At 39.6% G+C, this 25,362-nt stretch carries 22 protein-coding genes and 1 riboswitch; of the genes, 8 read left to right on the forward strand and 14 right to left on the reverse strand.

Annotation, left to right across the window (positions count from 1 at the left end):
- Positions 1-19 precede the first annotated feature (19 nt).
- The 8 genes from FKG96_RS15495 to FKG96_RS15530 all read right to left on the reverse strand — a co-directional run bounded on the left by FKG96_RS15495 (position 20) and on the right by FKG96_RS15530 (position 8,970).
- On the reverse strand, positions 20-613 hold the full coding sequence (locus tag FKG96_RS15495) for a penicillin-binding protein activator LpoB (protein WP_013666902.1): 594 nt from the start codon (positions 611-613) through the stop codon (positions 20-22).
- Between the two features lie 30 nt (positions 614-643).
- Entirely contained in the window at positions 644-1,021 is a 378-nt protein-coding gene (locus tag FKG96_RS15500; protein WP_130856012.1) for a hypothetical protein, read from the reverse strand.
- Positions 1,022-1,200: 179 nt separating this feature from the next.
- Complete coding sequence (locus FKG96_RS15505) at positions 1,201-2,322, reverse strand: YncE family protein (protein ID WP_130856011.1); 1,122 nt, start codon at positions 2,320-2,322, stop codon at positions 1,201-1,203.
- Between the two features lie 2 nt (positions 2,323-2,324).
- Positions 2,325-4,346, reverse strand: a complete 2,022-nt coding sequence (locus FKG96_RS15510) for a TonB-dependent siderophore receptor (protein WP_130856010.1) — start codon at positions 4,344-4,346, stop codon at positions 2,325-2,327.
- A 6-nt stretch (positions 4,347-4,352) separates the two neighbouring features.
- Entirely contained in the window at positions 4,353-5,213 is an 861-nt protein-coding gene (locus FKG96_RS15515) for a cell surface protein (RefSeq protein WP_130856009.1), read from the reverse strand.
- A 101-nt stretch (positions 5,214-5,314) separates the two neighbouring features.
- A riboswitch (cobalamin riboswitch) is annotated at positions 5,315-5,505 on the reverse strand.
- A gap of 66 nt (positions 5,506-5,571) precedes the next feature.
- Entirely contained in the window at positions 5,572-6,819 is a 1,248-nt protein-coding gene (locus FKG96_RS15520) for a glutamate-5-semialdehyde dehydrogenase (protein WP_130856008.1), read from the reverse strand.
- A gap of 55 nt (positions 6,820-6,874) precedes the next feature.
- Complete coding sequence (gene proB, locus FKG96_RS15525; protein WP_130856007.1) at positions 6,875-7,957, reverse strand: glutamate 5-kinase; 1,083 nt, start codon at positions 7,955-7,957, stop codon at positions 6,875-6,877.
- Between the two features lie 167 nt (positions 7,958-8,124).
- Positions 8,125-8,970 (reverse strand): universal stress protein, encoded by an 846-nt coding sequence (locus tag FKG96_RS15530; RefSeq protein ID WP_130856006.1) that lies wholly within the window; start codon positions 8,968-8,970, stop codon positions 8,125-8,127.
- Between the two features lie 186 nt (positions 8,971-9,156).
- Here FKG96_RS15530 and FKG96_RS15535 point away from each other — a divergent pair, with 186 nt between their 5' ends.
- On the forward strand, positions 9,157-9,699 hold the full coding sequence (locus FKG96_RS15535) for a TetR/AcrR family transcriptional regulator (protein WP_013666910.1): 543 nt from the start codon (positions 9,157-9,159) through the stop codon (positions 9,697-9,699).
- A 262-nt stretch (positions 9,700-9,961) separates the two neighbouring features.
- On the opposite strand, the gene FKG96_RS15540 is transcribed toward FKG96_RS15535, so the two are convergent.
- Positions 9,962-10,315 (reverse strand): hypothetical protein, encoded by a 354-nt coding sequence (locus tag FKG96_RS15540; RefSeq protein ID WP_130856005.1) that lies wholly within the window; start codon positions 10,313-10,315, stop codon positions 9,962-9,964.
- 244 nt (positions 10,316-10,559) lie between these two features.
- On the opposite strand from FKG96_RS15540, the gene FKG96_RS15545 reads away from it, so the two are divergent.
- From FKG96_RS15545 to FKG96_RS15555, 3 genes are read left to right on the forward strand one after another with little or no spacing between them, the layout of a single operon-like run.
- On the forward strand, positions 10,560-11,882 hold the full coding sequence (locus FKG96_RS15545; protein WP_130856004.1) for a M23 family metallopeptidase: 1,323 nt from the start codon (positions 10,560-10,562) through the stop codon (positions 11,880-11,882).
- A 31-nt stretch (positions 11,883-11,913) separates the two neighbouring features.
- On the forward strand, positions 11,914-12,573 hold the full coding sequence (locus tag FKG96_RS15550; RefSeq protein ID WP_130856003.1) for a TatD family hydrolase: 660 nt from the start codon (positions 11,914-11,916) through the stop codon (positions 12,571-12,573).
- Positions 12,574-12,578: 5 nt separating this feature from the next.
- A complete protein-coding gene (locus tag FKG96_RS15555) occupies positions 12,579-13,298 on the forward strand; it encodes a ThiF family adenylyltransferase (protein WP_013666914.1) in 720 nt (239 codons plus the stop codon).
- 263 nt (positions 13,299-13,561) lie between these two features.
- Here FKG96_RS15555 and FKG96_RS15560 read toward each other — a convergent pair whose 3' ends face one another.
- Positions 13,562-14,083 carry a hypothetical protein gene (locus FKG96_RS15560; RefSeq protein WP_130856002.1) on the reverse strand — a complete coding sequence of 174 codons (522 nt, stop codon included), beginning with the start codon at positions 14,081-14,083 and terminating at the stop codon, positions 13,562-13,564.
- Between the two features lie 101 nt (positions 14,084-14,184).
- On the opposite strand from FKG96_RS15560, the gene FKG96_RS15565 reads away from it, so the two are divergent.
- Positions 14,185-14,796, forward strand: a complete 612-nt coding sequence (locus FKG96_RS15565) for a helix-turn-helix domain-containing protein (protein ID WP_130856001.1) — start codon at positions 14,185-14,187, stop codon at positions 14,794-14,796.
- Positions 14,797-14,805: 9 nt separating this feature from the next.
- Positions 14,806-15,516 (forward strand): DUF3307 domain-containing protein, encoded by a 711-nt coding sequence (locus FKG96_RS15570; protein ID WP_130856000.1) that lies wholly within the window; start codon positions 14,806-14,808, stop codon positions 15,514-15,516.
- Positions 15,517-15,621: 105 nt separating this feature from the next.
- On the opposite strand, the gene FKG96_RS15575 is transcribed toward FKG96_RS15570, so the two are convergent.
- From FKG96_RS15575 to FKG96_RS15590, 4 genes are all read right to left on the reverse strand, one after another.
- Positions 15,622-17,577 carry a heavy metal translocating P-type ATPase gene (locus FKG96_RS15575; protein ID WP_246860291.1) on the reverse strand — a complete coding sequence of 652 codons (1,956 nt, stop codon included), beginning with the start codon at positions 17,575-17,577 and terminating at the stop codon, positions 15,622-15,624.
- 52 nt (positions 17,578-17,629) lie between these two features.
- Entirely contained in the window at positions 17,630-18,841 is a 1,212-nt protein-coding gene (locus FKG96_RS15580; RefSeq protein ID WP_130855999.1) for an efflux RND transporter periplasmic adaptor subunit, read from the reverse strand.
- 30 nt (positions 18,842-18,871) lie between these two features.
- The gene (locus tag FKG96_RS15585; protein ID WP_130855998.1) at positions 18,872-23,251 is read right to left on the reverse strand and encodes a CusA/CzcA family heavy metal efflux RND transporter; all 4,380 of its coding nucleotides are present in this window, start codon (positions 23,249-23,251) and stop codon (positions 18,872-18,874) included.
- Between the two features lie 189 nt (positions 23,252-23,440).
- A complete protein-coding gene (locus tag FKG96_RS15590) occupies positions 23,441-23,815 on the reverse strand; it encodes a hypothetical protein (RefSeq protein WP_130855997.1) in 375 nt (124 codons plus the stop codon).
- Positions 23,816-23,965: 150 nt separating this feature from the next.
- Between FKG96_RS15590 and FKG96_RS15595 the strand changes: the two genes are divergently transcribed.
- Both FKG96_RS15595 and FKG96_RS15600 read left to right on the forward strand, forming a co-directional pair.
- On the forward strand, positions 23,966-24,838 hold the full coding sequence (locus FKG96_RS15595) for a DMT family transporter (protein WP_130855996.1): 873 nt from the start codon (positions 23,966-23,968) through the stop codon (positions 24,836-24,838).
- Between the two features lie 124 nt (positions 24,839-24,962).
- A complete protein-coding gene (locus FKG96_RS15600; protein WP_013666923.1) occupies positions 24,963-25,289 on the forward strand; it encodes a YegP family protein in 327 nt (108 codons plus the stop codon).
- Positions 25,290-25,362 lie beyond the last annotated feature (73 nt).

Below are 25,362 nucleotides of genomic sequence, written 5' to 3' on the forward strand. Positions count from 1 at the left end.
TGCAACGATGATTCAACTACTAGTTTTTAACGTATTTAGCAATTTTTTTATCTCCAATCCAGACAACTTCATTTGTTTGGATGTCGGTCAATTCCAAATCTACCTGATAATAAACAACTTTTTGCCTTTTATGTGAATCGACTATAGAGTTGATCGAGCCTTGAAGTATATAGTCAGCACCATTTTCCAATCCAAACTTCTTCATGGTAGAAAGCGAAGCGTTTTCCTGCTGATCGGCCTTTTCTGCTCTTAGCTCTTCGCGCTTCTTCCCTCCCTGAACTAAGCGTACCCGTTGTGTTTGTATAAAAGCTCTTTCTACATCTTTTACAAAGGTTTCAGCATCAATATGCTCATGGCTTTTATTTTGCATCATACCTACAATTACTACTGGTTTTTTCCCGGCATGCTTTTCTAGATGATCAGCTAACCAATCCGCTCCAAGAATCGTTTTTGTCATTTCGTCAGCTACCATCCTCGAATCCGTATTATTCCAATTTCCGCTGATATCTATGGTTTCTTCGGGACTTACACGAGTGACTTGGCGTGCACAGGAAAATATAGTGAAAGAAGCAGCCGTTATAGCGGCGGAAAATAAAAAGTGCTTAAGTTTCATTTTAATTTTTTATTTTTTAAGTTAAAAGTGTTAATACCAAAAGCCTCTGGTGTTGAATCCTAAACCCACATATGGCGACCAACCCCAATTGTTATAGCCGTAATAACCAAATCCAATGGAAGGATAATACCAATCATTATAGTAGGGATTGGCCATTCGCTCTAAATGCCTTCTTTCTCGTCGTAAGGCTCTTCGCTCTTCTCTTGCCTGGTACCAATCATACGCCTTGTAAGTTTGTTGAATGGTCGCTCCCTGGTAACGAAGTAACGAATCACTTAGCCTCGCATAGCGTTGAAGACTTCTATTGAAGTTTGGGTTTTGATCTGCCGATTCTATTTCCTGAGCGTTTGCTACTGCAAATGACAAGAATGTCATGCAAAGTAGCTGAAATATACCCTTCTTGTTCATAACAAAGAAAATTTAATGTAAGCAAAGCTATTAAATTAAGATAGATGTTTATTAATAAACTTTTACTTACGAGCAATAATTTTGTGTTTCTGCTAATTTTGACAATATTTAAACACAAAGGATTAATCCACCTCTGATTTTTCACCCCAAAGTACTTGCTATCGCAGTGATACGATCGATTAATTCCCCAAAAAAGCCATATGGGCGGGGATATCACCTGTTTCAAAAGACCTTAATAATCTACCTGTTGCGTTGAACTCATACAATGTTCCTGGACTAACATAGTTTTTTGCATCCGTTAGATAAACGTTTTTAGTATTAGCATCAACGGCGATGCCATACGGGATGGTGATGCGGCCGGCTATGTCAGTATCTATATAAGGAAAACCGTTATTCAAGTCGTTAATCAAAAATGAATTAAAAAGAATCGTGTTCTTTTGTGCGTCGCTATCCCATTCGGTAGCATAGGTATATATTTTTTCGTCGTCAATCCAAAAATTACTTACGGGTTTATCCAATTGTTCTATTATACGATCCGTGTAGGGATCGATGAAAAAAAGATTAGAATGCTTGCCTTTATAATCTCCCCTGGACGTTACGTAGATTTTGCCGTGTTGATCTACTTTTACTTGTTGTAGGTTTATGGCAACATCAATTCTCTTTAGCTCTTTGAAGGTTGGCAGATCAATAACGGACAACGTTCGCTCATAGGTATTCGGATTGTATCCGCCTGAATTGGCGACATAAAGCTTGTTGTTAGAAACAGCAAGCCCTTCCGGTTGCCGACCTACTGAAACTTCTCTCAAAATGTTTAGCGACATGGTATCGATTTCAACTACCGTTCCGTTCGGAGAATTAGGGCTTAAGGATATGGATGCGTTATAAGAGCTGACATAGACTTTCCCCTGTGCGGCTGTTATATAGCGGCAGTTAATAAGATCAATCGACTTAATACGTTTGGCAGTAAACGCATCTAGCACTTCTATTTTATTGGATGCGTTTACAGCTATGTATAGTTTGCCTCCGTACAGTTGTATATCATTACCGACATCGCCCAAACCCAAGACAACGGATGGATTAGCTCGCTGATATACATTTCTCTCATAGGTTCCGGTAGTGAAATCATAAAAGTCGAGAGACGCTTTGTTCATCGACATATTACCCTCGTTCAGTAAATATAGGCCCCTACTAAAACGAAAGGTTTCCTCTGCTGAAGGGATTGTATCCTTTCTGCAAGTACTCAAAAGCCCAAAACCGAGTATCGCAATGAAAATATAAAATATTGTAACTGTATTGCGCATGCTTAATATTTAAATGATATTCTTATACGGAAATTTCTTCCCGGCATAGGGAAATTTTTAACAACCTCGTAGGGTTGATTGAGAAAGTTATTCATTTCCAGCATCAAATTCAGCTTTACCTTTCCTGTAAAGGTAAGATCCTCTTTTCCGATTGAAATGTCATGTGTGTACCAAGGTTGCAAGTAATTGTCTGCACGATTAGCTGCCTGACTGTACCGCTCACCGGTATAAAGAAAGCTATAATTTAAACGAAAGCTTCGATAGTCCATTTGTACTATTAATGAACCGCTATGCTTCGGGATATACGGAATCTGCTGTCCGCGATTAAAGGCTTGGTGATTTTCCTGATTTTCTGTCATATCCAATGCCTCTTCGAACGTATAATTCAATCCCATGGTAATATTGGCCTTTTTAAAGGGCTGATAAACCACTTTTGCCAGGACATCGACACCCTTTGTTTCTACGCGATCTAAGTTATACATTATCCAACGGAATTGATTATTGGCCGGGGAGGCAATTATTTTGTCGTTAATCGTGTTATAGTATACATCTGCCTGTATACTGAAATATTTCAGTGCCTTTGCCAAAGACTTCCCATAAGTTGCACCTACATTGAATTGGTTGGCATTTTCGGGCCTCAATGAAGTGTTTCCAATATCAGTATAATATAGGTCATTGAAGGTAGGCATTCGGAAAATGTTCTTATAAAACGCCCTTATTCGGAAATCCTGATAAGTAAAGGGCTGCCAGGATATAGAAAAAGTGGGGCTCAGCCTGCGTTTAACTCCTGCGCCCGCATCATGTTTTGCATGATCTTGTACCAAGGTTGCCAACAAACTCGATTGAAAGGTAACCCGATCTACTTTATATTGCGACGCTAATGCTAAGAGCGTAGTATATCGCGTAGGATAGGCAAAATCGTCTAAGTTCGCGTTTAATTTATTCCATTGCCAGTCCGCACTTAATGACAGGCCCCATTGTCGGGTCACTTTATATTGATTAGCGAACGATAAAAAGATTTCCTGTTGCCTGAAATTATTCTCCAGCGGTCCTTCGATCTTAATGATATTGGGGTTTAAATAATACGTATAATCATTTGCGTATTTAGCATTTACCAAAAACGAATACCGGTTGAGTTCTTTTCGATAGGAACTTTGAAAAAAAATATTGCGATCTTTTTGACGCTGTCCTTTCTCCGGACTTGTGGGTTTTAATCGATTGGCAATAATTGCGTCGGGAAGTCCCCTATCAGATGAATAGATGTATACATGACTACGCCAATCACCGGATAACCATTTTCCATTGATGATTGATTCTGCTCTAAAAGCTTTGATATCGGCGTTTTCTCGGTAAGCCACGGTATCATAGTTTGGGTCTTGCAATCGGAATTTATATTTTCCGCTCGCCTGAGTATATTCGGTGCTGATAGTAGCATTTAAATTTTCGTTGATTTTTCTTTCAACTAATAAAGAAGGATTGATTAGGTCAAAAGAGCCATGCTTTAAACCTGCGGTTAGATTATAATCTTTGCCTTCTTTAAATTGAGGTGTTTTACTTTGTAAATACATATAAGAAGCCGAGGCAAAACTTTTGGCCGGTTGTAGTAAAGCTTGGCGGTCGCCATTGTAAAGGCTAATTTGTTCTATGTTTTCAAGCGAATATTTTCCGAGGTCAACTTGTCCGTTTTGCATATTGCCTACAGCAATACCATCTAAGAGTACTTGTGTATGACTGGACCCCATGCTTCTGACATTGATAGTTTTTAGTCCCCCCACTCCTCCATAGTCCTTTAGCTGGACTCCGGAAAGGAAGCGTGTGGCATCTGCTACCGATAAACTATTTAATCCTTTCAGTTCGTTAGAAGTTAAAATCTGGACAGGAACCGCCGATTGAATGGTGAGGTTGTTTTTTGTGCCATAAATGGAAACGGTGTCCATTTTGTTTGTTTGCGCACTTACATTTCGCGTAAGAAAAAGCGTAAAAAGGACAAGCCAAAAAGAAGGGTATAGTGAATAATTATTCAAGTGTTATCAAGGAATATTAAGATCTTCTACAGCCGTTATTTCAGTGGATAGCTCCCCTAGCCTTCCAAGATCTGCCAAAATACCGGTTTGTATCTTGATAAAATTAATAGAAGGAAGATTTACCTTTACCCCTTTTTCGTCTATTGCATCGGCGATGTCTATCTCATCTCCATTATACCTATTGTCTGCATAGCCATAAACAAATGGCGCGCTCGTAATAAAGTCGGGGTTTGTTTGATCAATATTAGTGCTAGGGAGTAAAGAGCCCTGCAATGAATAGGAGTCCTGATCAATCCAACTCGGGAAATAGAGTTGGCGATGTGTATTATTCCTTTTTATTTTTCCTTCATTTCCTGAGCTATCTTTCCACAGAATATCGGAAGTATCTGTAGCAGGCTTAAAATAAGTAACCATATAATCACGCACGTATCCAGGTTTCCCAAATTCACTTCCTTGGATTTCATACCAAGTATCATCCGGAATCCCATTACCGTTTTCGTCTCTCATGAGCCAGACAACTCCCGGTTCTGCAAAGTTGTCCATGGAATTACCATAAACGGCGATATCTGCTTTATCAGGTACGTTAATCACCGGGTGGTCGAACCCCAGAACAATGTATCCCCCAAAAGCGCCCAAAGAAACGATTCCTTGATTGCCTCTCAGAATGCTTCGCGCGCCGTTTTCATTATCTAATGATTGACTGATAAATTGTCCGGGTGCCGGTTGGTAGTCAAAGAGTTCTGTTACATATTTGATCGGCCCAGTATCAGTTGGTTCGGTATCGCTCTTTGAGCAGGCCTGTGTTAAGCATGCGGTACAAAGGCCGAAAAAAAGAGTTCTTTTACGTATAACGATTCGTTTTAACATAGCTTGATCCGTTAAGGCAGTAAAAGAAGCGGCAGAATAACTCCTTGTTTATAAGTATAATACAGGGTAAAGTTTAATCTGATGCTTCAATCCACGAAAGCCTAGATTTTTTATTATTCGGCAGGTATTCTGACTTGTTCTCAATTGTTTCGCCTTCCCATACATCCTGTACAGTGGCCAATGAAACATAGTTTAATGAACTTACAGCTGCGGGACAGTTTTGGATTTGCACCAAATTCCCTTTTTCATTTCAATCTAATCTAGATTGAAAACCAAATAACAGGACAAACTTAGATAAAATGCACGACATTGCGAATAGCTACGATGACTAATCAGTATTTTGATAGCTAATCTTAAGCTATTCTCTTATTTGCCCATCGCCCCTAACTATCCACTTGTAAGAGGTCAGTTCCTCCAAGCCCATGGGGCCTCTCGCGTGCAACTTTTGGGTGCTGATACCTATTTCAGCACCTAGACCGAACTGAGCACCGTCTGTAAATGCGGTAGAAACATTTGCATATACCGCGGCAGCATCCACGGTATGTAAAAATCGAGCGATTGTTTCAGGGTTTTCAGCGATAATGGCTTCGCTATGTTTAGAGCTGTATTGCGCTATATGTGTAAGTGCATCGTCAATGTCTTTTACCACTTTTATGGCCAGTTTAAGCGAAAGGAATTCGGTTCCGAAATGGCTTTCTTCCGCTTGACGAAGTAAATGTTGAGGGTAATGACTTTCAAGCTGTCTGTAACTTTCTTCGTCGGCGAAGAGCTCAACTTCTTTATGTGATAAAGGCTCCGTTAGTAAAGCTAAATCAGCTAATCGTTCTTTATGTACAAGCAGGCAGTCAAGCGAATTACAAACACTGACACGGCGAGTTTTGGCATTATGAATAATAGCTTTTCCTTTTTCCACGTCCGCAGATACATCAAAATAAGTGTGGACAATGCCTGCGCCTGTCTCAATAACGGGGATCTTACTCGCGGTACGCACATAGTTTATTAACTGCTGGCTACCACGAGGAATAAGTACGTCTACATAACCCACAGCTTGTAGTAAAGCCTCTGTTGCTTCGCGTTCGGCAGGCAATAAAGTTACGACCTTTGGCGATACATTGTGCCTCTCAAGCACAGTTTGTATGATTTTAACAATAGCCGTATTAGAAAATGCTGCGTCGCTGCCCCCTTTTAATAGCGTCACATTGCCTGTTTTAAAGCAGAGAGCGAATACATCAAGCGTTACATTTGGACGAGCTTCGTAAATGACGCTTATAACACCCAGTGGAACCCTTACTTTTTCAATATGAAGCTTATTAGGAAGCGTGCGACTTTCAAGGATGCCCCCAATTGGATTTTTAAGATGAGCAACATGCTCTATATCGGATGCGATTGCTGATATTCGGTGTTCACTTAACAGCAATCGGTCATATTTCGGATCATCAGTCGGCATCCTATTAAGGTCCTTCTGGTTTTCTTCCAATAAAAAAGAAGTCTTATTTCTAATCTCATTCGCAAGATCAGTCAGTATTAGGTCGATCGTTTCATTTGATAGACGCAGCATTTCTTGTTGTGCGTTTTTCGCATGCTGAAAGTATTGCAAGTAATTCATTTTTTGTCTTGCCTTTATGGGTTACCGCTAAAATGGGTACCTGATAAAAATTAAACTAATAAACAGAGTACAGGTAATCGTAATGAACAAGTGGTTTTTGATTTTTTACACCCATCCGTTCGCGCGCTTTGTCGGCACCATATTGAGCAATTCCCCAGCCAATAGTTTGCTGGTGTTCGTCGAGTATCTTGATAACATCACCTTTCTTGAATTCACCGGATACAGCAGTTATGCCAATAGGCAAAAGGCTGCTAACTTTACCGGAAGTCAGTACCTCTTTGGCGCCGGTGTTCAGTTGAACCGTACCCGATGCGGCGCCTTCCGCATGTGCAATCCATTTCTTCCGTTCGGATTTGTGTTTTTCCGGTAAAAAATGTGTATGCACCAAATCTTCAAATAATAGATCTTTTAACACATTGTCGCGTTTGCCGTTTGCAATATGTACCGCAATTCCCAGTTTTGCAACTTTACCCGCAATAGAGGCTTTTGTAATCATGCCACCTCTCCCAAAAGTAGACTTCTCGGCTTTGATAATAGCGGAAAAATTATATTCATTTTGTTTAACCTTTTCTATAATATGCGTATCGGGAAGTTTGGGGTCACCATTATATATTCCATCTATATTAGATAGTATAATCAGCGCATTTGCGTTTAACATAGATGCGATTAGGCCTGCTAATTCATCATTATCCGTAAACATCAGCTCCGTTACCGAAATCACATCGTTTTCATTAACGATGGGAATTACATCATTCTGTAATAGAGAATGGAAACAGTTTTTCATGTTTAAGTAATGTACCCGATCACGAAAATCTTCCTTTGTAACCAAAACTTGCGCGCATAGCATCTCGTGTTCGTTAAACAGTTGCGAGTAGGTGTTGATAAGTTTTACCTGTCCGATGGAAGATAATACCTGTCTTATAGCAACGGCATGTTTAGCTTCTTTTACCGAGGGAAGTAAGCTTCTGCCTGATGCAACAGCACCGGACGACACGACGATCAATTCAATACCCTTTTTCTTTAAATAGACTAATTGTTCGACGAGATGCTGAATACGGGAATAATCCGGTAACCCATTTTCTTTTGTTAGCACATTCGACCCTATCTTGACAATAATCCTCTTGTAGCTAAATGCCATTTTTTTAAGCTGAATTTTATTGGAACCAATAAGCGGCGCTTAGTGGTTTCCAAATTAACATCTTTTTATCGCAATAGGCAAAAAAATGACAATAAAATATTCAGAAGGCTTATCCTTTGTTATTATTTGAATTACACTGCCTTAATATTTGCCAGCTCTATACAAGGCTACGTTTTATTTATAACAAGCATCGGTACAACCGCATGAAAGGCTAAATCTTCTGCTAAGTCGGACAGAAACAACTTGTGAAAGAAGGACCTGTGTCTTTTTGTAAATAAGACTAAAATGGAAGGTTTCATGCGCACCAGCTGATCTCTTAGGTTTTTTAACAGCGTATGAACCGGATTCGTTTTCTCAAAATGGAACGTAATGCCATAGTTGTATTTTTTTTCAACTTCCTGTTGATTATACTTGTCCGGTATAAGAGCCAGATCCGGAACAAAATGTAGTACTTCAATAGGGGTTTTAAGTGCGGAAGAAAAATTAACAACCCTTTCAATCTCCGCATCAAAATCTTGCAGATCTGATGCATATACGATCTTGGTAAAAGGTTGAATTGCATAGTCTAGCGGTACAACAATTACGGGGACATCAGATTTTGTTACCAAATTGCCGGTATTTGTTCCGAAAAGCCGGTCTATCTTGTCCGCTCCCTTCGTGCTCATGCATATATAATCGATACCCGAAGTTTTTGCGCAGTAATTTAACAAGGCACTGTCTGCTCTAACGCCTCTGATTACTTCTACAGAAAAGCGCTTTGGCTGGATTCCCATTTCGTTATATATACCTAAAACGAACTCCTCCAGTTTTACCTGATATGCTGACTGTTCCTTATCCTCAGTGAGAGAAGTTTGAACAACAGGATCTTCCTTGACAGCGAATACTTTGGCTAAATGATTCACATATATAAACTGTAAATGAATTTCAGCGTCCGTTTGATTTGCCAAATGTATGGCAAAATGAATACCGGCAAGGGAATTAATGGAAAAATCAGTTGGCACTAAAATTTTCATAATCTTTATTTTTTAAGTTAACTAAAGCAACTTTACGTTAAAGTTACCGCTAATTTTTCAATATTTTAATGACTTAGATCACCTTCCCTTTTTAAACACTTGTTGAAATCGATGCGATCGGATAAATATTTGCAAAGAATAATATCTTTGCAAATAATCTGAACATGCAAGCATTAGAATTGCTCTATGAAGAAACAGGGAGCCAATAGAAGAGAAAAAATAATGGAAGCTGCACTTCTGCTGTTTTCAGTTAAAGGCTATGCAGACACATCGACTAAATTGATTGCCAAAGAAGCCAATGTTTCAGAGGCGCTTATATTTAAACATTTTGAGAATAAAGATAAATTGTTATTCCACCTTATTAAATCGGGTTATCGCAGGGTACTAGTCCAGAATAAGGGAATGTTAACCTATCATGATCCCAAATCTTTTTTGCGTTATATGATTGACCTTCCCAAAAAATTAGTAAGTGAAGAGCCACTTTTCTGGAAATTGCAAGAAAGGCTTTCTCATCATGAATTTTCGAAGCAACAGCATATATTATTTATGAAACCTGTTGATACGGTTGTTAATAAAGCGTTTACCGAGTTGGGAATGGAGAATCCCGCACTTGAAACGCAATTTCTTTTATTGTTGATTGATACACTGTGGAAAAAAGAAGCTACCGGGGATATGGAGAACATAGATGAAATTGCGAGACTGATAAAGATGAAGTATGGCTTGGAGTGAAACAATTGTTTTACCAAAAGGTGAGTGTTTACTTACTTAATTTTTAAATATTTTTTTGGTTTTACGTTTTAAACGTTACATTTGTTCAACTAATCAATTATAAAACTAAGAATTTTTACATAGAGCATCCGTGAGTTTTACAAAACCCTTGCAAAACTCACGTTTTTCTTTATCCTCGAGATGGCTCGCTCACGGGCGAAAAGTCTCTTACTTCTCCCGTGTTAAATAGTAAAAACGAATTGCTAAATATATTATTGTTTAACTAAACGTATTTTCCTTCATAACCACGATCGTCTGCCTGGTCTTTTTCTAATGCAAATGATTTTATTTGAGGTTTAATGGGGTTCAAATGAGTACCTTCTTGTTTCTCCTCTTCTTTGGTTTCTACATTTCCTACGGCTCGTACGGAATCTAAATGTTGAAAAAGCTCTTTCAGTGCTTTGCAAATGTTTCTTAAATATTTTTCATTCGTAGAACAGAGATCACTATCGGTGAGATCTCCAATGTCTTGAAAGTGAAGTGTCGTAATTTTTCCATTGCTAATAACGGCATGGAATTCGTTGGTATCCGGAAAATCCCATTTAAGCTGATGTATGGTAGTAGTTGTAATCTCCATGGTGATATGGGTTAATGGTTAATGAAATAGTGCATTTTAAATTTTCCCCAGATGGTTTTAATCACGTAATAGTTACCAATATGTATACCACTTTTCCGTATCTGAAGAAGAGTAGATCAGTCCATCCATAATATTTCGGCGTATTACACAATAAAATTGTTCTTTTTTTGTTATTCTAATACATTATTTAGATTTTAGTACACAAATTTTGATACATAACAGTAAATCGCCCAAACCCGACTATATGAAATTCAATAAGTATACCATTAAGATCCTGGTAGTTTTAATACTTGTTTTAGGATCAGGTATTGTATTCTTTTCTGGATTCGAAATAAATAGAACATCAGAAGAATCACCCACCAAAGCAGTAAATGCCCAAGAGAAGATTCCGGTTCCACTTCCAAAGCAATTCAATCTAGCCGTCGATTCCTTCGATGTTCATAATAATAAGGTTGAGAGAAATCAATTCCTGTCCAATATTCTATCGGCTTATCAGGTTGACCCTGTTACGATCAGCAAACTTGCTGATAAATCAAGAGCTATATTCAATGTACGTAAAATTTCAGCCGGAAATCCATATACGATCTTTACGTATAAAAATAACCCACAAAAAGCAGCCTACTTTATTTATCAACCGAATCCGATAGATTATATTGTATATGATCTCCGGGATACGTTAAATGTGTATGCTGGTAAGAAGGATGTTGCTGTCAGGTTGGAAACCGTGGCGAGTGATATCAATCATTCGCTTTATGAAGCGCTGCAGCGGAACGGTGCAGATCCACAACTAGCTATCAAGTTAGCGGAAATTTATGGATGGGCGATCGATTTTTATGCGATTGGTGAGAATGATTGGTTTAAAATCCAATATGAAAGGCGATATGTAGATGATCGGCCTGTAGATGCAGGTCATATTGTGTCTGCGGTGTTTTCACATAAAGGGAAAGAATTGTCGGCATTTTATTTTCAGACAGACAGTACAACTAAAGGAGAGTATTATGATGAAGAAGGTAATAGCGTAAGAAGGGCTTTTTTGAAAGCACCCCTGAAATTTAGCCGGATAACCTCGCGGTATACAAAGCGACGGTTGCACCCTGTACAGAAAATTTGGAAGGCGCATTTGGGAACCGATTATGCTGCTCCGAGAGGCACACCCATCATTGCTACCGGTAATGGCGTGGTTACCGAGTCGGCCTTCTCTAAATTCAATGGTAATTATGTGAAAATAAAACATAATGGAACTTACACTACGCAGTATTTACACATGAGCAAACGGGCGGTTCGTTCCGGTCAACGTGTTCAACAAGGTCAAGTTATCGGCTACGTGGGAAGCACGGGATTGGCTACCGGTCCACATGTCTGCTACCGTTTTTGGAAGAATGGAAAACAAGTGGATGCACTAAAGCAAAACTTTAGAGAAACCACGCCCCTTCCCTCTAAATTTCTATCGGCTTTCAAGGCTGTCGTAGCAAGAGAGCAAGAGGTTCTCGCTTCGCTCAACGTAGTTGCAGGAGATGCATTAGCGTCTTCCACTGAGCTAACTGATCGTGAGGAAAAAGCGCTGTAAAAATAAAAATCATTTTGTTTAGGTAAATCTTTTGCGAAAGTTTATAAACATTCATACCCATAATAAACAAACAGAAGGGGTTGTAAGTGTTATTAATCTTGGAGATAACTACAACCGATGTCTTGATTTCAATCCGTGTTCGATTGGTATCCATCCTTGGTTTGTGACCGATACCTCTTTTAAAGGTCAACTGGATGAGCTAGCAAACTATGCTGCACATGAAACGGTTTTCGCAATCGGTGAATGTGGTTTGGATAAACGGTGCGAGACTGAATGGCTTCTTCAGGAAAAGGCTTTCTTTGAACAAATAAAGCTTGCGAATCGGATTGATAAACCCCTACTAATTCATTGCGTAAAGGCTTTTGGCGAAGTTGTTCAGTGCCTGCAAAAAGTTAACAGCAAAGTGCCTGTCATTTTTCATGGTTTTAACAGGGGCATAACTGTTGCTCGTACTTTGATAGAGAAAGGATATTATTTGTCATTTGGCCGTTCTCTAATTAGAGATCAACATCTTGAATCGCTAAAAGCATGTCCGCTCACTCAACTCTTTCTGGAAACAGATGATGCCGAATTAGAAATAGAAACGGTTTACAACAAAGCATCGGTAGTGCTAGGTATGCCGGTAGAGGCATTGGCCGTACAACTTCACGAGAACTATGCCCGTGTTAAAAAGACAAAATTTAATATATAAAATACATGCAAGAAACAGCTTGGTTGTCGAGAACGGAAGTTCTGATAGGTAAGGAAAATTTGAATAAATTAATTAATAGCCATGTAATGGTACTGGGCTTAGGTGGTGTCGGTTCGTTTGCCGCCGAATTTTTATGTAGAGGAGGTGTAGGAGAAATGACCATAATCGACGGCGATGTGGTGGATCCGAGCAATAGAAATAGACAACTGCCCGCATTAGCAACAACGCATGGGCAATCAAAAGCGACATTAATGGCTGAACGCTTGTACGCCATTAACCCCGAATTGAAATTGCATGTCATCAACGATTTTATGAGCCCTGAACGCATCGAATCCCTAATTAATATGAATCCGGATTATGCGGTAGATGCTATAGATAGTATAACACCCAAACTTTCTTTTATTAGGCAAGCCTATGCAAAACGAATCCGTTTTGTCAGTTCAATGGGAGCCGGTGGTAAAGTAGATCCCACCAAATTGGAAGTGGTTGATATTTCACAGACTTACAATTGTCCATTGGCGCAACATATTCGTAAAAAACTTAAGAAACACAAAATTTACAAAGGGGTTAAAGTCGTTTTTTCTTCTGAGCTTCCTGATAAGAACTCACTGATCTATACAGATGGAAGTAACTATAAAAAATCTGCTTACGGCACGATGTCTTACATACCGGCAACATTTGGAGCGGCGGCTGCCTCAGCTGTTATAAGAGATTTAATAAAATAGTTTTTTTCTTATTTCTTTATAAGTAAAAAGGCCTCCAGGGAGATTGGAGGCCTTTGTTATTATTAAAAAAAGCGGCCGGATGGCCTAGACATAGGATTGCAAATATACTGAGAAAGTCTAGAAGTGTTTCATAATTCTATTGTTTTTTTCATATTTATAAAATATTGTCTTCTGATATGCCCTTTGTCGCCATTCTTTTTTAATTCTATTGATCTTTTGTTTAACAATATCTTAATAGTTAATAATTGTAGCTAATCCGGTAATCATTGCACAGTCCAACCATCCTTGGTTAGGCTCAGTTTAGCTTCATGCTTTTTTATTTGGCTATAGTCTTTTTTATCTAACTTTGAAAAGGGATTAACATTTATATACTTGGTTGTAAAGGTAACAAGGGCGGTTTTTTGTTGTTCGCTGACTTGTACCGACACAACCGAATCAAGTACCTCCTCTGCGATTTTTACCTTCTGGACAGAGCTTAACTGCCCTTTATCGGGAGGCAATAAGAGCTCACTTGCTTTGTCAGTAAAACGAATAATAGCCTTTTGATTCTCTCCTGTTTTATGATTGCGTTCTACCTGTACCAATCCATCTTTTTCCAAACCGGCATCTAACACTCGACGTCCGTCTTCGGCATCTTTCGTATAAATTTGATAGCTCTGAATCTGCGGATATTTTCTATGCTGCTCAATGAGCTTGTACGCCTCTTCCTTTGTTAACGATATTTTATTACAGGCGCATACTATAAGTGCTGCAGAAAATAAAAATAAGATTTTGAAAGTCTTCATTTTATATAGTTTTATCATGTAAAAATATAGGTTTTAACGATTTTTATAGATTATTTAGCCGATATTTTTTAATATCGGATTTTTGTCCGATATTGCTGCTTATGATAGCGGTACTAACAGGAGATATAATCAATTCAAGAAAGGCGAAATCTGCGAGAGAATGGAATGATCTGTTAAAGGAAAGTCTTTCCAAGGTGACTGAAAGTGATACAGACTGGGAAATCTTTAGAGGCGATAGTTTTCAGCTGGAACTATCAAATCCAGTAAATGCCTTGCATAGCGCTTTGTACTTAAAAGCGAGCTTAAAGACCGTAAAGGACTTAGACGCTCGAATATCAATAGGTGTTGGAGCGAAAAGCTTTACAGGAGAGCGTGTCACCGAATCATATGGTGATGCCTATCTTTTCTCGGGCGAACAATTTGAATTACTTAAAAAAAATAAACAAACTTTGGCCATTCGAACCGGGAACAATACTTTTAATGAAGATTTCAATTTGTTTTTCAGGCTTGCCCTTACCTTCATCGATAATTGGACACCAAATTCGGCTATGTTGGTACAAACGGTTTTTGATCATCCGAGCTTATCACAAAAGGAATTGGGTGAAATTTTGGGAATAAGCCAGTCGTCGGTAAGTGAACGGTTTAATCGTGCCTATCTTGCGGAAATTAGGGATCTCATTGAATTGTTTGAAAAAAGACTGAAATCAATTTAATAACTTAAAATGGAGCTGTTTTTAAGGTTGTTATTGGCCCACTTGATAGGCGACTTCTTTATACAAAGTGATAAAGGCGTAAAGTCAAAAGAACATAAGAAAGTAAAATCCCCTTACCTCTACTACCATTGTTTGCTTCATATCGGTTTGGCATGGTTGATGGCTTGGGATATCCAATTTTGGCCTTATGCTGTTTTCATTGGATTGACACATTATTTAATCGATTTGGCGAAACTATATTTTCAACAAAAGAAATGGCAGGTGGAGGCGCTAATTGTTGACCAGATCTTTCATGTTTCAATTATTGCTGCGGCCGTTATAATGGCTGAAAGTGTGGAGATACCCTCTTTGGACAAGCTGTTCGATGCGGAAAAACTGGTCCTATACTTTTGCCTGCTATTTCTCACAAAACCATGTTCAATACTTATTAAAACGGCTATTTCTAAATGGACACCTCAAGAGGACGGAAGGGTTGACAGTTCATTGCAGAATGCGGGGAAGTGGATTGGTTATTTGGAGCGATTATTGATTTTTGTCTTCATTATCGTAGGAAAGTTCGACGCGGTTGGTTTTTTATTGGCCGCTAAATCAATTTTCAGATTCGGCGACTTGAAGCAAGGTGATGACAGAAGACTGACTGAATATGTGTTAATAGGTACATTACTAAGCTTTGGTATTGCTGTCGTGATTGGCTTGTTTTATTACGGTTGGTTTGGATAAGAGGAACGTCTAGGCGTATTGCTTCATTATCATCCCGATTCTAGCGTTTCAAATCATTCCATTCAATGCGCGACGAAAATGCAACTTATAGACGTTCCCCCTGTTTTAATTTTTATAAGCCAATAATCTCAACGCATTAAGAACGACCACCAAGGTAGAGCCTTCATGAGCGAAAATAGCCGGGCCAATGGAGGCAAGCTCGAACATAGTTAGCGGAATGAGAAGCACGACTACTCCTAAGCTTATCCACAAATTCTGACGAATAATTGCTTTCGACTTACGGCTTAGGCCGATCGCAAAAGGCAGGTTTTCTAACTTGTCCGCCATCAAGGCTATATCTGCTGTCTCCAGTGCAACGTCCGAACCCGCCGCTCCCATTGCGATTCCAACCGTACTTTTTACCATGGCGGGGGCATCGTTCACCCCGTCGCCCACCATGGCTACCTTGCCTTCTTTGTCTGTGAGTTGTTTAACGGCTCTTACCTTATCTTCAGGCATTAAATCACCGAACGCGTCTGTTAATCCGATCTCCTTTGCAATAGAATTTGCAACCTGTTGATTATCGCCCGTTAACATGATCATTCGTCGAATGCCAAGCTTTCGGAGCGCTGCGAGTGTTTCTTTTGCGCCTACTCGGGGTTTGTCCATTACAGAAATAATTCCGAGAAAATCTTTCCCTTTTTTAACTAACATCACCGTTTTTCCTTCTGCTTCTAATGTCTCCACTTGTTCTTTATAATCCTGTGGAAGATTCCCGTCGTCACTTGAGAAAAGAGCCTTATTCCCTATCAAAACTAAACTGTTGTCGATCGTACCTTTCACGCCTTTACCCGTAACACTTTCTATATCGATAGCCTCACTTATCCTATTAGGTTCAACGATTTCATTAATGCCGTTAACGATTGCCTGAGCTAAAGGGTGATCGCTTTGCTGTTCGACAGCTAGAACTGTGGAATAAAATTCTTGCTTATCAACTCCGTCGAATATGATTAGTTCAGCTAACTTTGGCTTGCCTTCTGTCAAAGTCCCTGTTTTATCGAAAGCTACGGCATCTAATATACCCAAATCTTCAAGTGGCCTACCTCCTTTGATCAAAACTCCTCCTTTAGCTGCACGGGCTACACCACTTAATACAGCACTCGGTGTAGAAATAGCTAAGGCGCATGGGCTCGCCGCTACCAGAACTGATATGGCCCGATAAAAACTTTCGTTGAATGTTTCATCAACAATTAAAAACGCGAAACATAGTAGGATCACTAATAAAAGAACGGCCGGAACAAAATATCGCTGAAATTTATCGGTCAATAATTGGGTAGGCGACTTTTGTTCTTCTACTTCATTAACCATATGTATTAATCGTGCAATGGTCGAATCTTTCGCCTCTTTTGTTACCTGGACCTCTAGCACTCGGTTTCCGTTGATAGTGCCCGCAAACACCCGGTTTTTTTGATCTATCTTCTTAACTTTGGAATAATCTCTCGTAGGGTCATCAATGGCCATTTTATCTACCGGAATACTTTCACCTGTAATTGGTGCCTGGTTAACAGTCCCCTCACCTCTTACGACAACCCCGTCTGCCGGAACTTTGCTATTCGGTTTTATACGTATAGTATCCCCTAATTGCAATTCTTCTATTTTGATCTCCACTTCCTTGCCTGCTTGCAGTAACAGGGCGGTCGGCGGGGCTAAATCCGTCAATGCTTGTATCGATTTACGTGCTTTACCGAGTGCATAGTGTTCTAAAGCATGACCAAGACTGAATAGAAAAAGTAACAGGCCGCCTTCTGACCATTTTCCTAATATAGCTGCTCCAACTGCTGCGGCAAACATGAGAAAATCAATCTCGAAAGCTCCTTTCGCTATGGTTTTGATTGCTTCTTTTAATGTGAAAAACCCGCCAAAAAAATAGGCCAAAATAGAGGCTGCCAATGCCATGAATGTTTCGTTGTTTATTGATAGTAAATAGCCGATGCCCAAAGCGAGCCCCGAAAGCAGCGCAAATACGAGCTCCATATTGGAAAAAAAACCGGTATTGTGCTGCTCTTTATGCTGTTCTTTCATAATAATAAAATTAATAAATAAAAAAATTAGATGCCCTTGTTCATAATCATTGTTAATGACCATGCTGATTGCCGCCGTCCATTTTGGCTTGAATGAATACCGCGCAGGATGTGGCGACTTTAACACTGTCAGGTAATACATCGATTGGGATAATTTCGGTGTAGCCGAGCGAGCTTGCACCCTTTTTTATTCGAATACGTTTGAAGAGATATTCTTTTTCTTTGTCTGTGTTGATCTTTTCTTCGTTAACGTAAAATATATAACTGTTACCCTCTTTCTGAGCAATTCCGTCATTAGCAATCGCGTTAACCGTGGTATTTCCGATGCTCAGTATCGCATTTACACCCATTCCGTCTATGAACCCATTCCGATTGCCTACTATTCGTGCATGCACGGCAACCGCTTTATTTTCTCCTTCGAAAGAACTTCCTACTTTATCGACAATTGCTTTGCCCTCTTTGTTGGGATTATTTGAAAGGCTGAATGTGATTTCCTGCCCTATTTTTACTTTCTCCAAATCTTTCTCATAAACATACAGATCGAGATCTACTTCCTCATTATTCACAATGCGTGCAATAATCATCCCTGCATCAGCACTGGCACCAAGCCCCATTTCAACACTGGCAACAGTGCCGGCCATTGGAGCTGTTACCGATAGGCTTTCTCTTATGTTTTCTACGCTTAGTTTCGGGGCATCTATGCCGGCCAAACTTAGCTGTTTCCGGATAGATGCGAGTCGGATTTGTTGTTGGGCAAGCTGCGCTTTTATGTTTTGGTAATTCTTTAATGCACCGGCATTTCCTCTCATGAGTTCCTCTTGTCTATTTAATTCGATCTTTGTAAGCTCGATGCTGTTTTTTAATGTCAGATACTCCTCTTGCAATACGATAATTTCCGGATTAAGCAGCGTAGCGATTAGTTGTCCTTTCTTTACAACAGAGCCGGGAGAAATATATAAGGATTGTATTTTACCTCCATATAACGACGATATGGAGGCTTTATCTTGATTGTGTACCCGAACAAAACCCACAGCTTGCAAGCCGTTTTTTAGATCCTTTTTTTCAATATAACCTAAGGTAGCATCGATGGCCTTGAGTTGATCTTCGCGAATACTGAGCAAGTCGAACGTTTTAGCCTCTTTTGCGGTGTTTTCTGCCGTTTCGGTGCGGAAAGAATTGGTTGATGCTTTATTTGAGCGATTTGACTGACAGGATAAATTCAACAGGATGGCACAAACGCATCCCCATAATTTTATTCTTTTCATTTTTTGTTTTTTTGAGCTATGCTGGTATGGTTATTTCCCGGTTAGATAATTTATAGTGGCTACCACCTGATTATACCGATTAAGTGTTTCAAGGTATTGGAGGTGGGTATTAAAAGCTTGTTCTATACTTTGTGTATAAGCTACGTAGTCAATCTCACCTTTTCTATATCCTAATCTCGAAGAGGCGATCAATTCGTCCGCTTCTTGCAGTCCACTATCTTCATAAAATATAAGGGCAGCCTGTAACGGTCGGTAATAACTTAATTGTTGCATAAAAGTCGTTTTTAAATTATTGAAGGTCTGCTCATATGCGTATTCAGCAGCTTTGGTTGCCAGTAGAGAAGCTTTTACTTTCGCTTTTTGTGCGGCTAAATTAAATAGAGGTACTGCGACCCCTAGAGAAACACCAGCTATTTTAGTTCTTTGTCCGTATGATTTGTTTATTCCTTCCGGATTCCATCCCTGAAGAATGAGTTGCTGTTGATAGCCAACAGTGATATCCGGTAAAAAAGCCGATTTCTGTACCTTGACCGATTCTTCCGCTACGCGGATTTGTTGATTAGCAAAAGATAGCAGCGGGTTATTTTTAAGTGCGACACTATCTGTTGTTGATAAAATACTTAATTTATAATCTTCTTGCTCTTTTATATCGTATGGTTCGGATACATTAAGCAAACGCATCAACTCCTGCAAAGCAGCTATTTTAGCAGCGCCTGCCTGTTGCTGTTGTAATTGAAGCTGTCGATAACGATTGGATGCAATCAGTAACTCGGTCTTCGAAGTTTCTCCTGTATTATAACGCAGTTCGGCGATTTTGAGAAATTCATTCAAGATGCTATCCTGTTTTGTCCGGAGCTTGAGTGATTGATTGGCATAAACGAGATTAGCAAAAGCGATACGCACGTCACGTATAAGGTCGTTCTTACTTACTGTTAGACTTGTTGCCGCTAATGTGGTTTGTTCTTCTAACAGTTGTCTTTTAGCACCGTATACCGTTGGGAAGCTGAATGTTTGACCAATACCTATGTTGTTGTCCGGACTGGCGCCTTCTAAAGGAGATTGCGCTGCCGAAATATCTATGTTGGCCGGATCAAAAGCGCTTTTTTCCAAAGCTTTCTGTCTAAGCCGATTTACATCAGCTTCTTTAAGTCCAGGATTGTTTTTCAAGGCCATGTTTATGGCTTCGTCTAAGCTAATTCTGCCTTGGATCATGTCTTGTTGATTTTGAGCGGAAACGATAAGGGAAGGTTCGGTAAGCAGTACTAGCGCTAAGGAAATCATTCGGATCAAGCGTTTAGGACTCCTAAGTTTGAAAGAGTAGAAAAGAAAATAAAGTATCGGCAAAACAAATAAGGTAAGGAGTGTCGCGGTTACTAAACCTCCTATGACAACGGTGGCCAATGGCTTCTGAACTTCAGCTCCGGAACCGGAGGATATAGCCATAGGTAGAAACCCGAGGGACGCCGCTGTTGCTGTCATCAAAACAGGTCTCAGCCTGGTGAGTGATCCTTCAAGAATACGGCGTAGGATGTTTCCCTGTCCTGCTTTTTTCAACTGATTGAATGTACTAATCAATACGATACCATTCAATACGGCTACGCCGAACAAAGCAATAAAGCCGACGCCGGCTGAAATGCTAAATGGCATATCACGAAGCTTTAGAGCGATTATTCCACCGATAGCCGACATCGGGATGGCGGTAAATATTAATACGGATTCTTTCGTCGAGCGGAATGTAAAGAACAGTAAAACGAAAATTAGCAACAAAGCTAGGGGTACTGCGATGAGTAGTCTCGATTTTGCTTCTTGCAGATTCTCAAACTGACCTCCAAAGGTATAAAAGTAACCATCCGGTAATTTTACTTCTTCATCAATTTTATTTTTGATGTCGTCAACAACACTTTGGACGTCACGACCTACAATATTGAAACCGACTACTATACGTCTTTTTGCATCGTCGCGACTAATTTGCGCGGGGCCATCTTTAAACTCGATATTTGCCAGTTGAGAAAGTGCAACTTGTTCACCATTTGAAATCGGCACGAGCAAATTACGAACATCGTCAATATTGTTTTTAACAGTACTATCTAAGCGTAAAACTAAATCAAACCGCCTTTCATTTTCATAAATTACACCGGCAATTGCACCGGCGAAAGCCGTATTTAGTGCTGTGTTTAGTGCTTTGATGGTTGTACCGTAGTTTGCAAGTTGGTCATAATTATAGGTTACTGTAATTTGCGGTAATCCACTGATGGGCTCGGGTAATACACCGGAAGCTCCGCGAACGGTGGCGATTGAAGTTGTCACCTTATCAGCATAAGTCGCAAGCGAATCTAAGTTCTCGCCAAAAATTTTGATTGCCACATCTTGCCGAATACCCGTCATTAACTCGTTAAAGCGCATTTGTATGGGCTGATTGGCTTCGATATACACGCCTGGTAGTAAATTTAACGCCTTCTCCATATCGGTAGCAAGCTGCTCATAACTGCGGTCGCTTTTCCATTCTGATTGATTCTTTAGAATAACCATGAGATCGGTTGCTTCAGGTGGCATTGGATCGGTTGGGACTTCAGCAGAACCCGTTTTTCCAACCACCATTTTTACTTCATCGAAAGTTTTGAGAATTTTAGCGGCCTTCATCGACGTTTCGATACTCTGTGAAAGTGACGCACCTTGTGGAAGTACACACTGAAAAGCAAAGTCACCTTCTTTTAGTTGCGGAATGAATTCTGCTCCCATTCTTGAGAATAGGTATGCACTTCCTCCAAAAAGCAACAAGGTAAATGATAGAATCCAATAGGGTGCTCTTAATGCTTTTTTTAATAAAGGAGTATAAAACCGTTGTAATTTATACATTAAACGATCGGAAAAAGTCTTTTTTTGTATCGGTTTTTTAGAAAGAAAAAGCGCGCACATCATCGGGACATAGGTCATGGAAAGTATGAGAGCACCAATGATCGCAAAACTAACAGTCTGCGCCATTGGTTTGAACATTTTCCCCTCAATACCCGTTAATGCTAGAATAGGGATGTATACCATTAAAATAATGATTTCGCCAAAAGCAGCACTCGATCGGATTTTTACAGCTGAATCAAATACATGATCGTCCATTTCTTCTTGGTTTAATCTGAAGGCAGATTTTCGTAGGCCAAAGTGATGCATTGTCGCTTCTACGATAATAACTGCTCCGTCTACGATCAAGCCAAAATCGATCGCACCTAAACTCATCAGATTGGCACTGACACCGAAGATGTTCATCATTGAGAATGCAAAAAGCATGGAAAGTGGAATAGCAGATGCGACGATAAGGCCGGCACGAAGGTTACCCAGAAACAGGACAAGAACCAAAATAACGATCAAGGCACCTTCTATTAGGTTACTTTTGACGGTATCAATGGCGCGATTCACTAGATTTGTTCGGTCTAGATAAGGTTCGATTACAATATCTTTGGGAAGCGACTTTTGTATCGTCCGCATCTTTTCCTTAACCAGCTTTACGACCTCTGCACTATTAGAGCCCTTTAACATCATAACCACACCTCCCACTGCCTCCCTTTCTCCATTATAAGTTAAAGCGCCATATCGTATGGCTCCGCCAAATTGTGGACTGGAGACATCTTTAATTAAAATTGGAACACCCTTACTATCTTTTTTGATCACAATGTTTCCAATATCGGTTAAACTCCGCGCCAAGCCGAGTGAACGGATATAATAAGCATTGGGCTTTTTATCGATATATGCACCGCCTGTATTCTCATTATTGTTTTGTAAGGCGGTGAATACTTCGGCAATTGTAATGTTATGAGCCTGCAATCTATCCGGACGAACTGCAACTTCGTACTGCTTTAATATTCCGCCGAAGCTATTAACCTCGGCTACACCGGGAGTTCCATACAGTTGCCGCGCTACTATCCAATCTTGCATTGTTCGAAGATCAGTAGGTGAATATCGTTTTTCAGCACCTGGTCGGGGATGGATGATATATTGGTAAATTTCCCCTAAACCAGTAGTGATAGGTCCCAATTTCGGTTCGCCGATACCTGGTGGAATTTGGCTTTGAGCTTCTTTTATACGCTCGGCAATCTGTTGCCTTGCCCAATAAATATCTACTTTCTCTTTGAATACTACCGTAATCACTGAAAGACCGAAACGACTAATACTTCTTATTTCGATCATCTGCGGAATGGTGGCAACGGATAGCTCAATTGGAAAAGTAACTAATCGTTCGATTTCCTGAGCTGCCAGACTGGGAGCACTGGTAATTATTTGCACCTGATTATTGGTAATGTCAGGTAACGCATCAATAGGAAGTTTAGTTGCAGACCATACCCCCCAAACAATGAGTGCAAAGGTAAATATACCTACAATCAGCTTGTTTTTTATACAAAAAAAAATGATTTTATTCAACATAAGTTACACGTAATGTATAGCATACCGTAACGGTATCTATACAAATTATTCCAATATGACTAACGATTGTTCACGGGCGGATTATAAGACTTTCCCGTGAATGACATTTTTATGGAAGGTGTAATCTGTTATGCGTCAATAGCAAAAAAGGTAATTATTGAAGAATTACCATCACTAAACACATAGTTTCTAAGTATTACACAACATCCTGTTAAAGACTAATGTGCTTTTTGGAGGCTGCCAGATACTTGATACCTGTTCATTTGAGAAGTAAACTGTTAAAGGGATTGCCGGACAAGTTTGTAAGGGTATATACGGTAACCAATCATTCGTTGCCGGAAGAATTTTAAAGTTATGTAGGGAATAACCACAACTTTCATTATGGTGATGATCACAGGGGAAATTTGTGTCTTCTTCATCATCTGAAGCATCATGCTTTTCAACTCCCTGACTGTGCTCTTTCAGAAATTCTAAAAGTGATATTTTTCCATGATCTTCTAAATGATGAGCGTAGTGTGCAGGAAACGAGGTCACAAATAGCAAAGCATCTTGTGGAATTATCATCCAAATAAAGAAATAGATAACACTTATTTTCTTTAATATTGCCATCGCTATTGATCAACTACGAACAAAGCTATTAAAAATTATTGAAAATGAATAGGATCCTTTTCCGTATTGTTCGAGCGGGATACCTAACTAAGCGATGACAAACACATGTATATAAAGCAATTACAATATATACTGGCGGGCCTAGTATTCGCAGTTTTATGGTCGTCTGCGTCCATAGCTACGAAATGGGGATTACAGGTTTCACAACCTTTTGTTCTAGCGATTACTCGATTTTGTCTGGCCGGCGGCATTATGATTTTTATTTCTCATATTATGCTGAAACATCGTTTACCTCATGGGAATGAATGGAAACAGCTGTTTGCCTACGGTATTCTCAATATTGGCGTTTATTTGGGATTGTATGTCCTTGCTATGCAGCACGTGTCCGCAGGTCTTGGATCACTTTTTCCCGCAACAAGTCCAGCTTTTGTGAGTGTGATTTCCGCGTTGGTTTATAAACAACGAATCACCGCCAAAATATTGTTCAGCTTAAGCTTGTGCCTCATCGGTATTGTTGTTGCCGCCTATCCTTTATTAATGAAGAGCTATGCGTCCCCTATCGGTTTGTTTTTGCTTCTACTGAGCATGTTATCTTACTCGTTGGGGTCTATTTACTTCGCTAAGAAGAACTGGCAGAAACTAAATATACTTACTATAAATGGTTGGCAAACGATATTAGGCGGTTTACTGCTTGTACCCTTCATGCTCTTCTATTACGATCGGTCCCTAAATACTTATAATATAACATTTTGGAGCGCGGTGAGCTGGTTAGCATTTGTTGTTTCGATTGGTGCTGTTCAAATTTGGCTTTACTTGATTAGGCAAGATGCCGTTAAAGCCTCTTTTTGGCTCTTTTTGTGCCCAATATCCGGTTTTTTTATTGCCTGGTTGCTTGCCAACGAACCAATTGATGCATATACCGGCCTAGGTGTAATGTTGGTGATAGCGGGGCTAGCCCTTGTGTTAAAAAGAAAATAGATCGGATAAACCAATCCGTACATGCCATACGATCATTTGTTACTTTAAAAGAAATAAAATGGATAAAACCATTGTTATTAAATAACTTAATTATTATGTTTGTTTAGGTATTAAACTTATTGTTATGGGAAAATTTGTTATTAAAACAGCTAAAAACGGCCAATTTTATTTTAATTTAAAAGCAGATAATGGTCAGGTGATTTTATCAAGCGAACAGTATACAACCAAATCAGCTTGTAATAATGGTATATCGTCCGTGAAAGAAAACGCAAAGTTAGATGAGCGGTACGATAGCAAAGAATCTAGCAATGGAAAATTCTTTTTCAACTTGAAGGCAAAAAACGGACAAATTATTGGTACCAGCGAGATGTATGAAACGAGTTCCGGTCGTGATAATGGTATCAGTTCCGTTAAGAAAAATGCACCTGACGCCACAACCATAGAAGAATAAAGAAATAGAATGGTAGCTAACTTAAGTTGGCGGCACCAAAAGTTGTATAGGATCCGATTCTACGGAAAATGTA

The sequence above is a fragment of the Olivibacter sp. LS-1 genome, assembly GCF_008245145.1.
In the GTDB taxonomy this organism is placed as follows: Bacteria; Bacteroidota; Bacteroidia; order Sphingobacteriales; family Sphingobacteriaceae; genus Olivibacter; species Olivibacter oleidegradans.

Excerpts from the sequence above, each read along its gene's own strand:
- FKG96_RS15495 (WP_013666902.1), bottom strand. The coding sequence starts at position 613 with ATGAAACTTAAGCACTTTTTATTTTCCGCCGCTATAACGGCTGCTTCT.
- FKG96_RS15500 (WP_130856012.1), bottom strand. The coding sequence starts at position 1,021 with ATGAACAAGAAGGGTATATTTCAGCTACTTTGCATGACATTCTTGTCA.
- FKG96_RS15505 (WP_130856011.1), bottom strand. The coding sequence starts at position 2,322 with ATGCGCAATACAGTTACAATATTTTATATTTTCATTGCGATACTCGGT.
- FKG96_RS15515 (WP_130856009.1), bottom strand. The coding sequence starts at position 5,213 with ATGTTAAAACGAATCGTTATACGTAAAAGAACTCTTTTTTTCGGCCTT.
- FKG96_RS15520 (WP_130856008.1), bottom strand. The coding sequence starts at position 6,819 with ATGAATTACTTGCAATACTTTCAGCATGCGAAAAACGCACAACAAGAA.
- proB (WP_130856007.1), bottom strand. The coding sequence starts at position 7,957 with ATGGCATTTAGCTACAAGAGGATTATTGTCAAGATAGGGTCGAATGTG.
- FKG96_RS15530 (WP_130856006.1), bottom strand. The coding sequence starts at position 8,970 with ATGAAAATTTTAGTGCCAACTGATTTTTCCATTAATTCCCTTGCCGGT.
- FKG96_RS15535 (WP_013666910.1), top strand. The coding sequence starts at position 9,157 with ATGAAGAAACAGGGAGCCAATAGAAGAGAAAAAATAATGGAAGCTGCA.
- FKG96_RS15540 (WP_130856005.1), bottom strand. The coding sequence starts at position 10,315 with ATGGAGATTACAACTACTACCATACATCAGCTTAAATGGGATTTTCCG.
- FKG96_RS15545 (WP_130856004.1), top strand. The coding sequence starts at position 10,560 with ATGAAATTCAATAAGTATACCATTAAGATCCTGGTAGTTTTAATACTT.
- FKG96_RS15555 (WP_013666914.1), top strand. The coding sequence starts at position 12,579 with ATGCAAGAAACAGCTTGGTTGTCGAGAACGGAAGTTCTGATAGGTAAG.
- FKG96_RS15560 (WP_130856002.1), bottom strand. The coding sequence starts at position 14,083 with ATGAAGACTTTCAAAATCTTATTTTTATTTTCTGCAGCACTTATAGTA.
- FKG96_RS15565 (WP_130856001.1), top strand. The coding sequence starts at position 14,185 with ATGATAGCGGTACTAACAGGAGATATAATCAATTCAAGAAAGGCGAAA.
- FKG96_RS15570 (WP_130856000.1), top strand. The coding sequence starts at position 14,806 with ATGGAGCTGTTTTTAAGGTTGTTATTGGCCCACTTGATAGGCGACTTC.
- FKG96_RS15575 (WP_246860291.1), bottom strand. The coding sequence starts at position 17,577 with ATGAAAGAACAGCATAAAGAGCAGCACAATACCGGTTTTTTTTCCAAT.
- FKG96_RS15580 (WP_130855999.1), bottom strand. The coding sequence starts at position 18,841 with ATGAAAAGAATAAAATTATGGGGATGCGTTTGTGCCATCCTGTTGAAT.
- FKG96_RS15585 (WP_130855998.1), bottom strand. The coding sequence starts at position 23,251 with ATGTTGAATAAAATCATTTTTTTTTGTATAAAAAACAAGCTGATTGTA.
- FKG96_RS15590 (WP_130855997.1), bottom strand. The coding sequence starts at position 23,815 with ATGATAATTCCACAAGATGCTTTGCTATTTGTGACCTCGTTTCCTGCA.
- FKG96_RS15595 (WP_130855996.1), top strand. The coding sequence starts at position 23,966 with ATGTATATAAAGCAATTACAATATATACTGGCGGGCCTAGTATTCGCA.
- FKG96_RS15600 (WP_013666923.1), top strand. The coding sequence starts at position 24,963 with ATGGGAAAATTTGTTATTAAAACAGCTAAAAACGGCCAATTTTATTTT.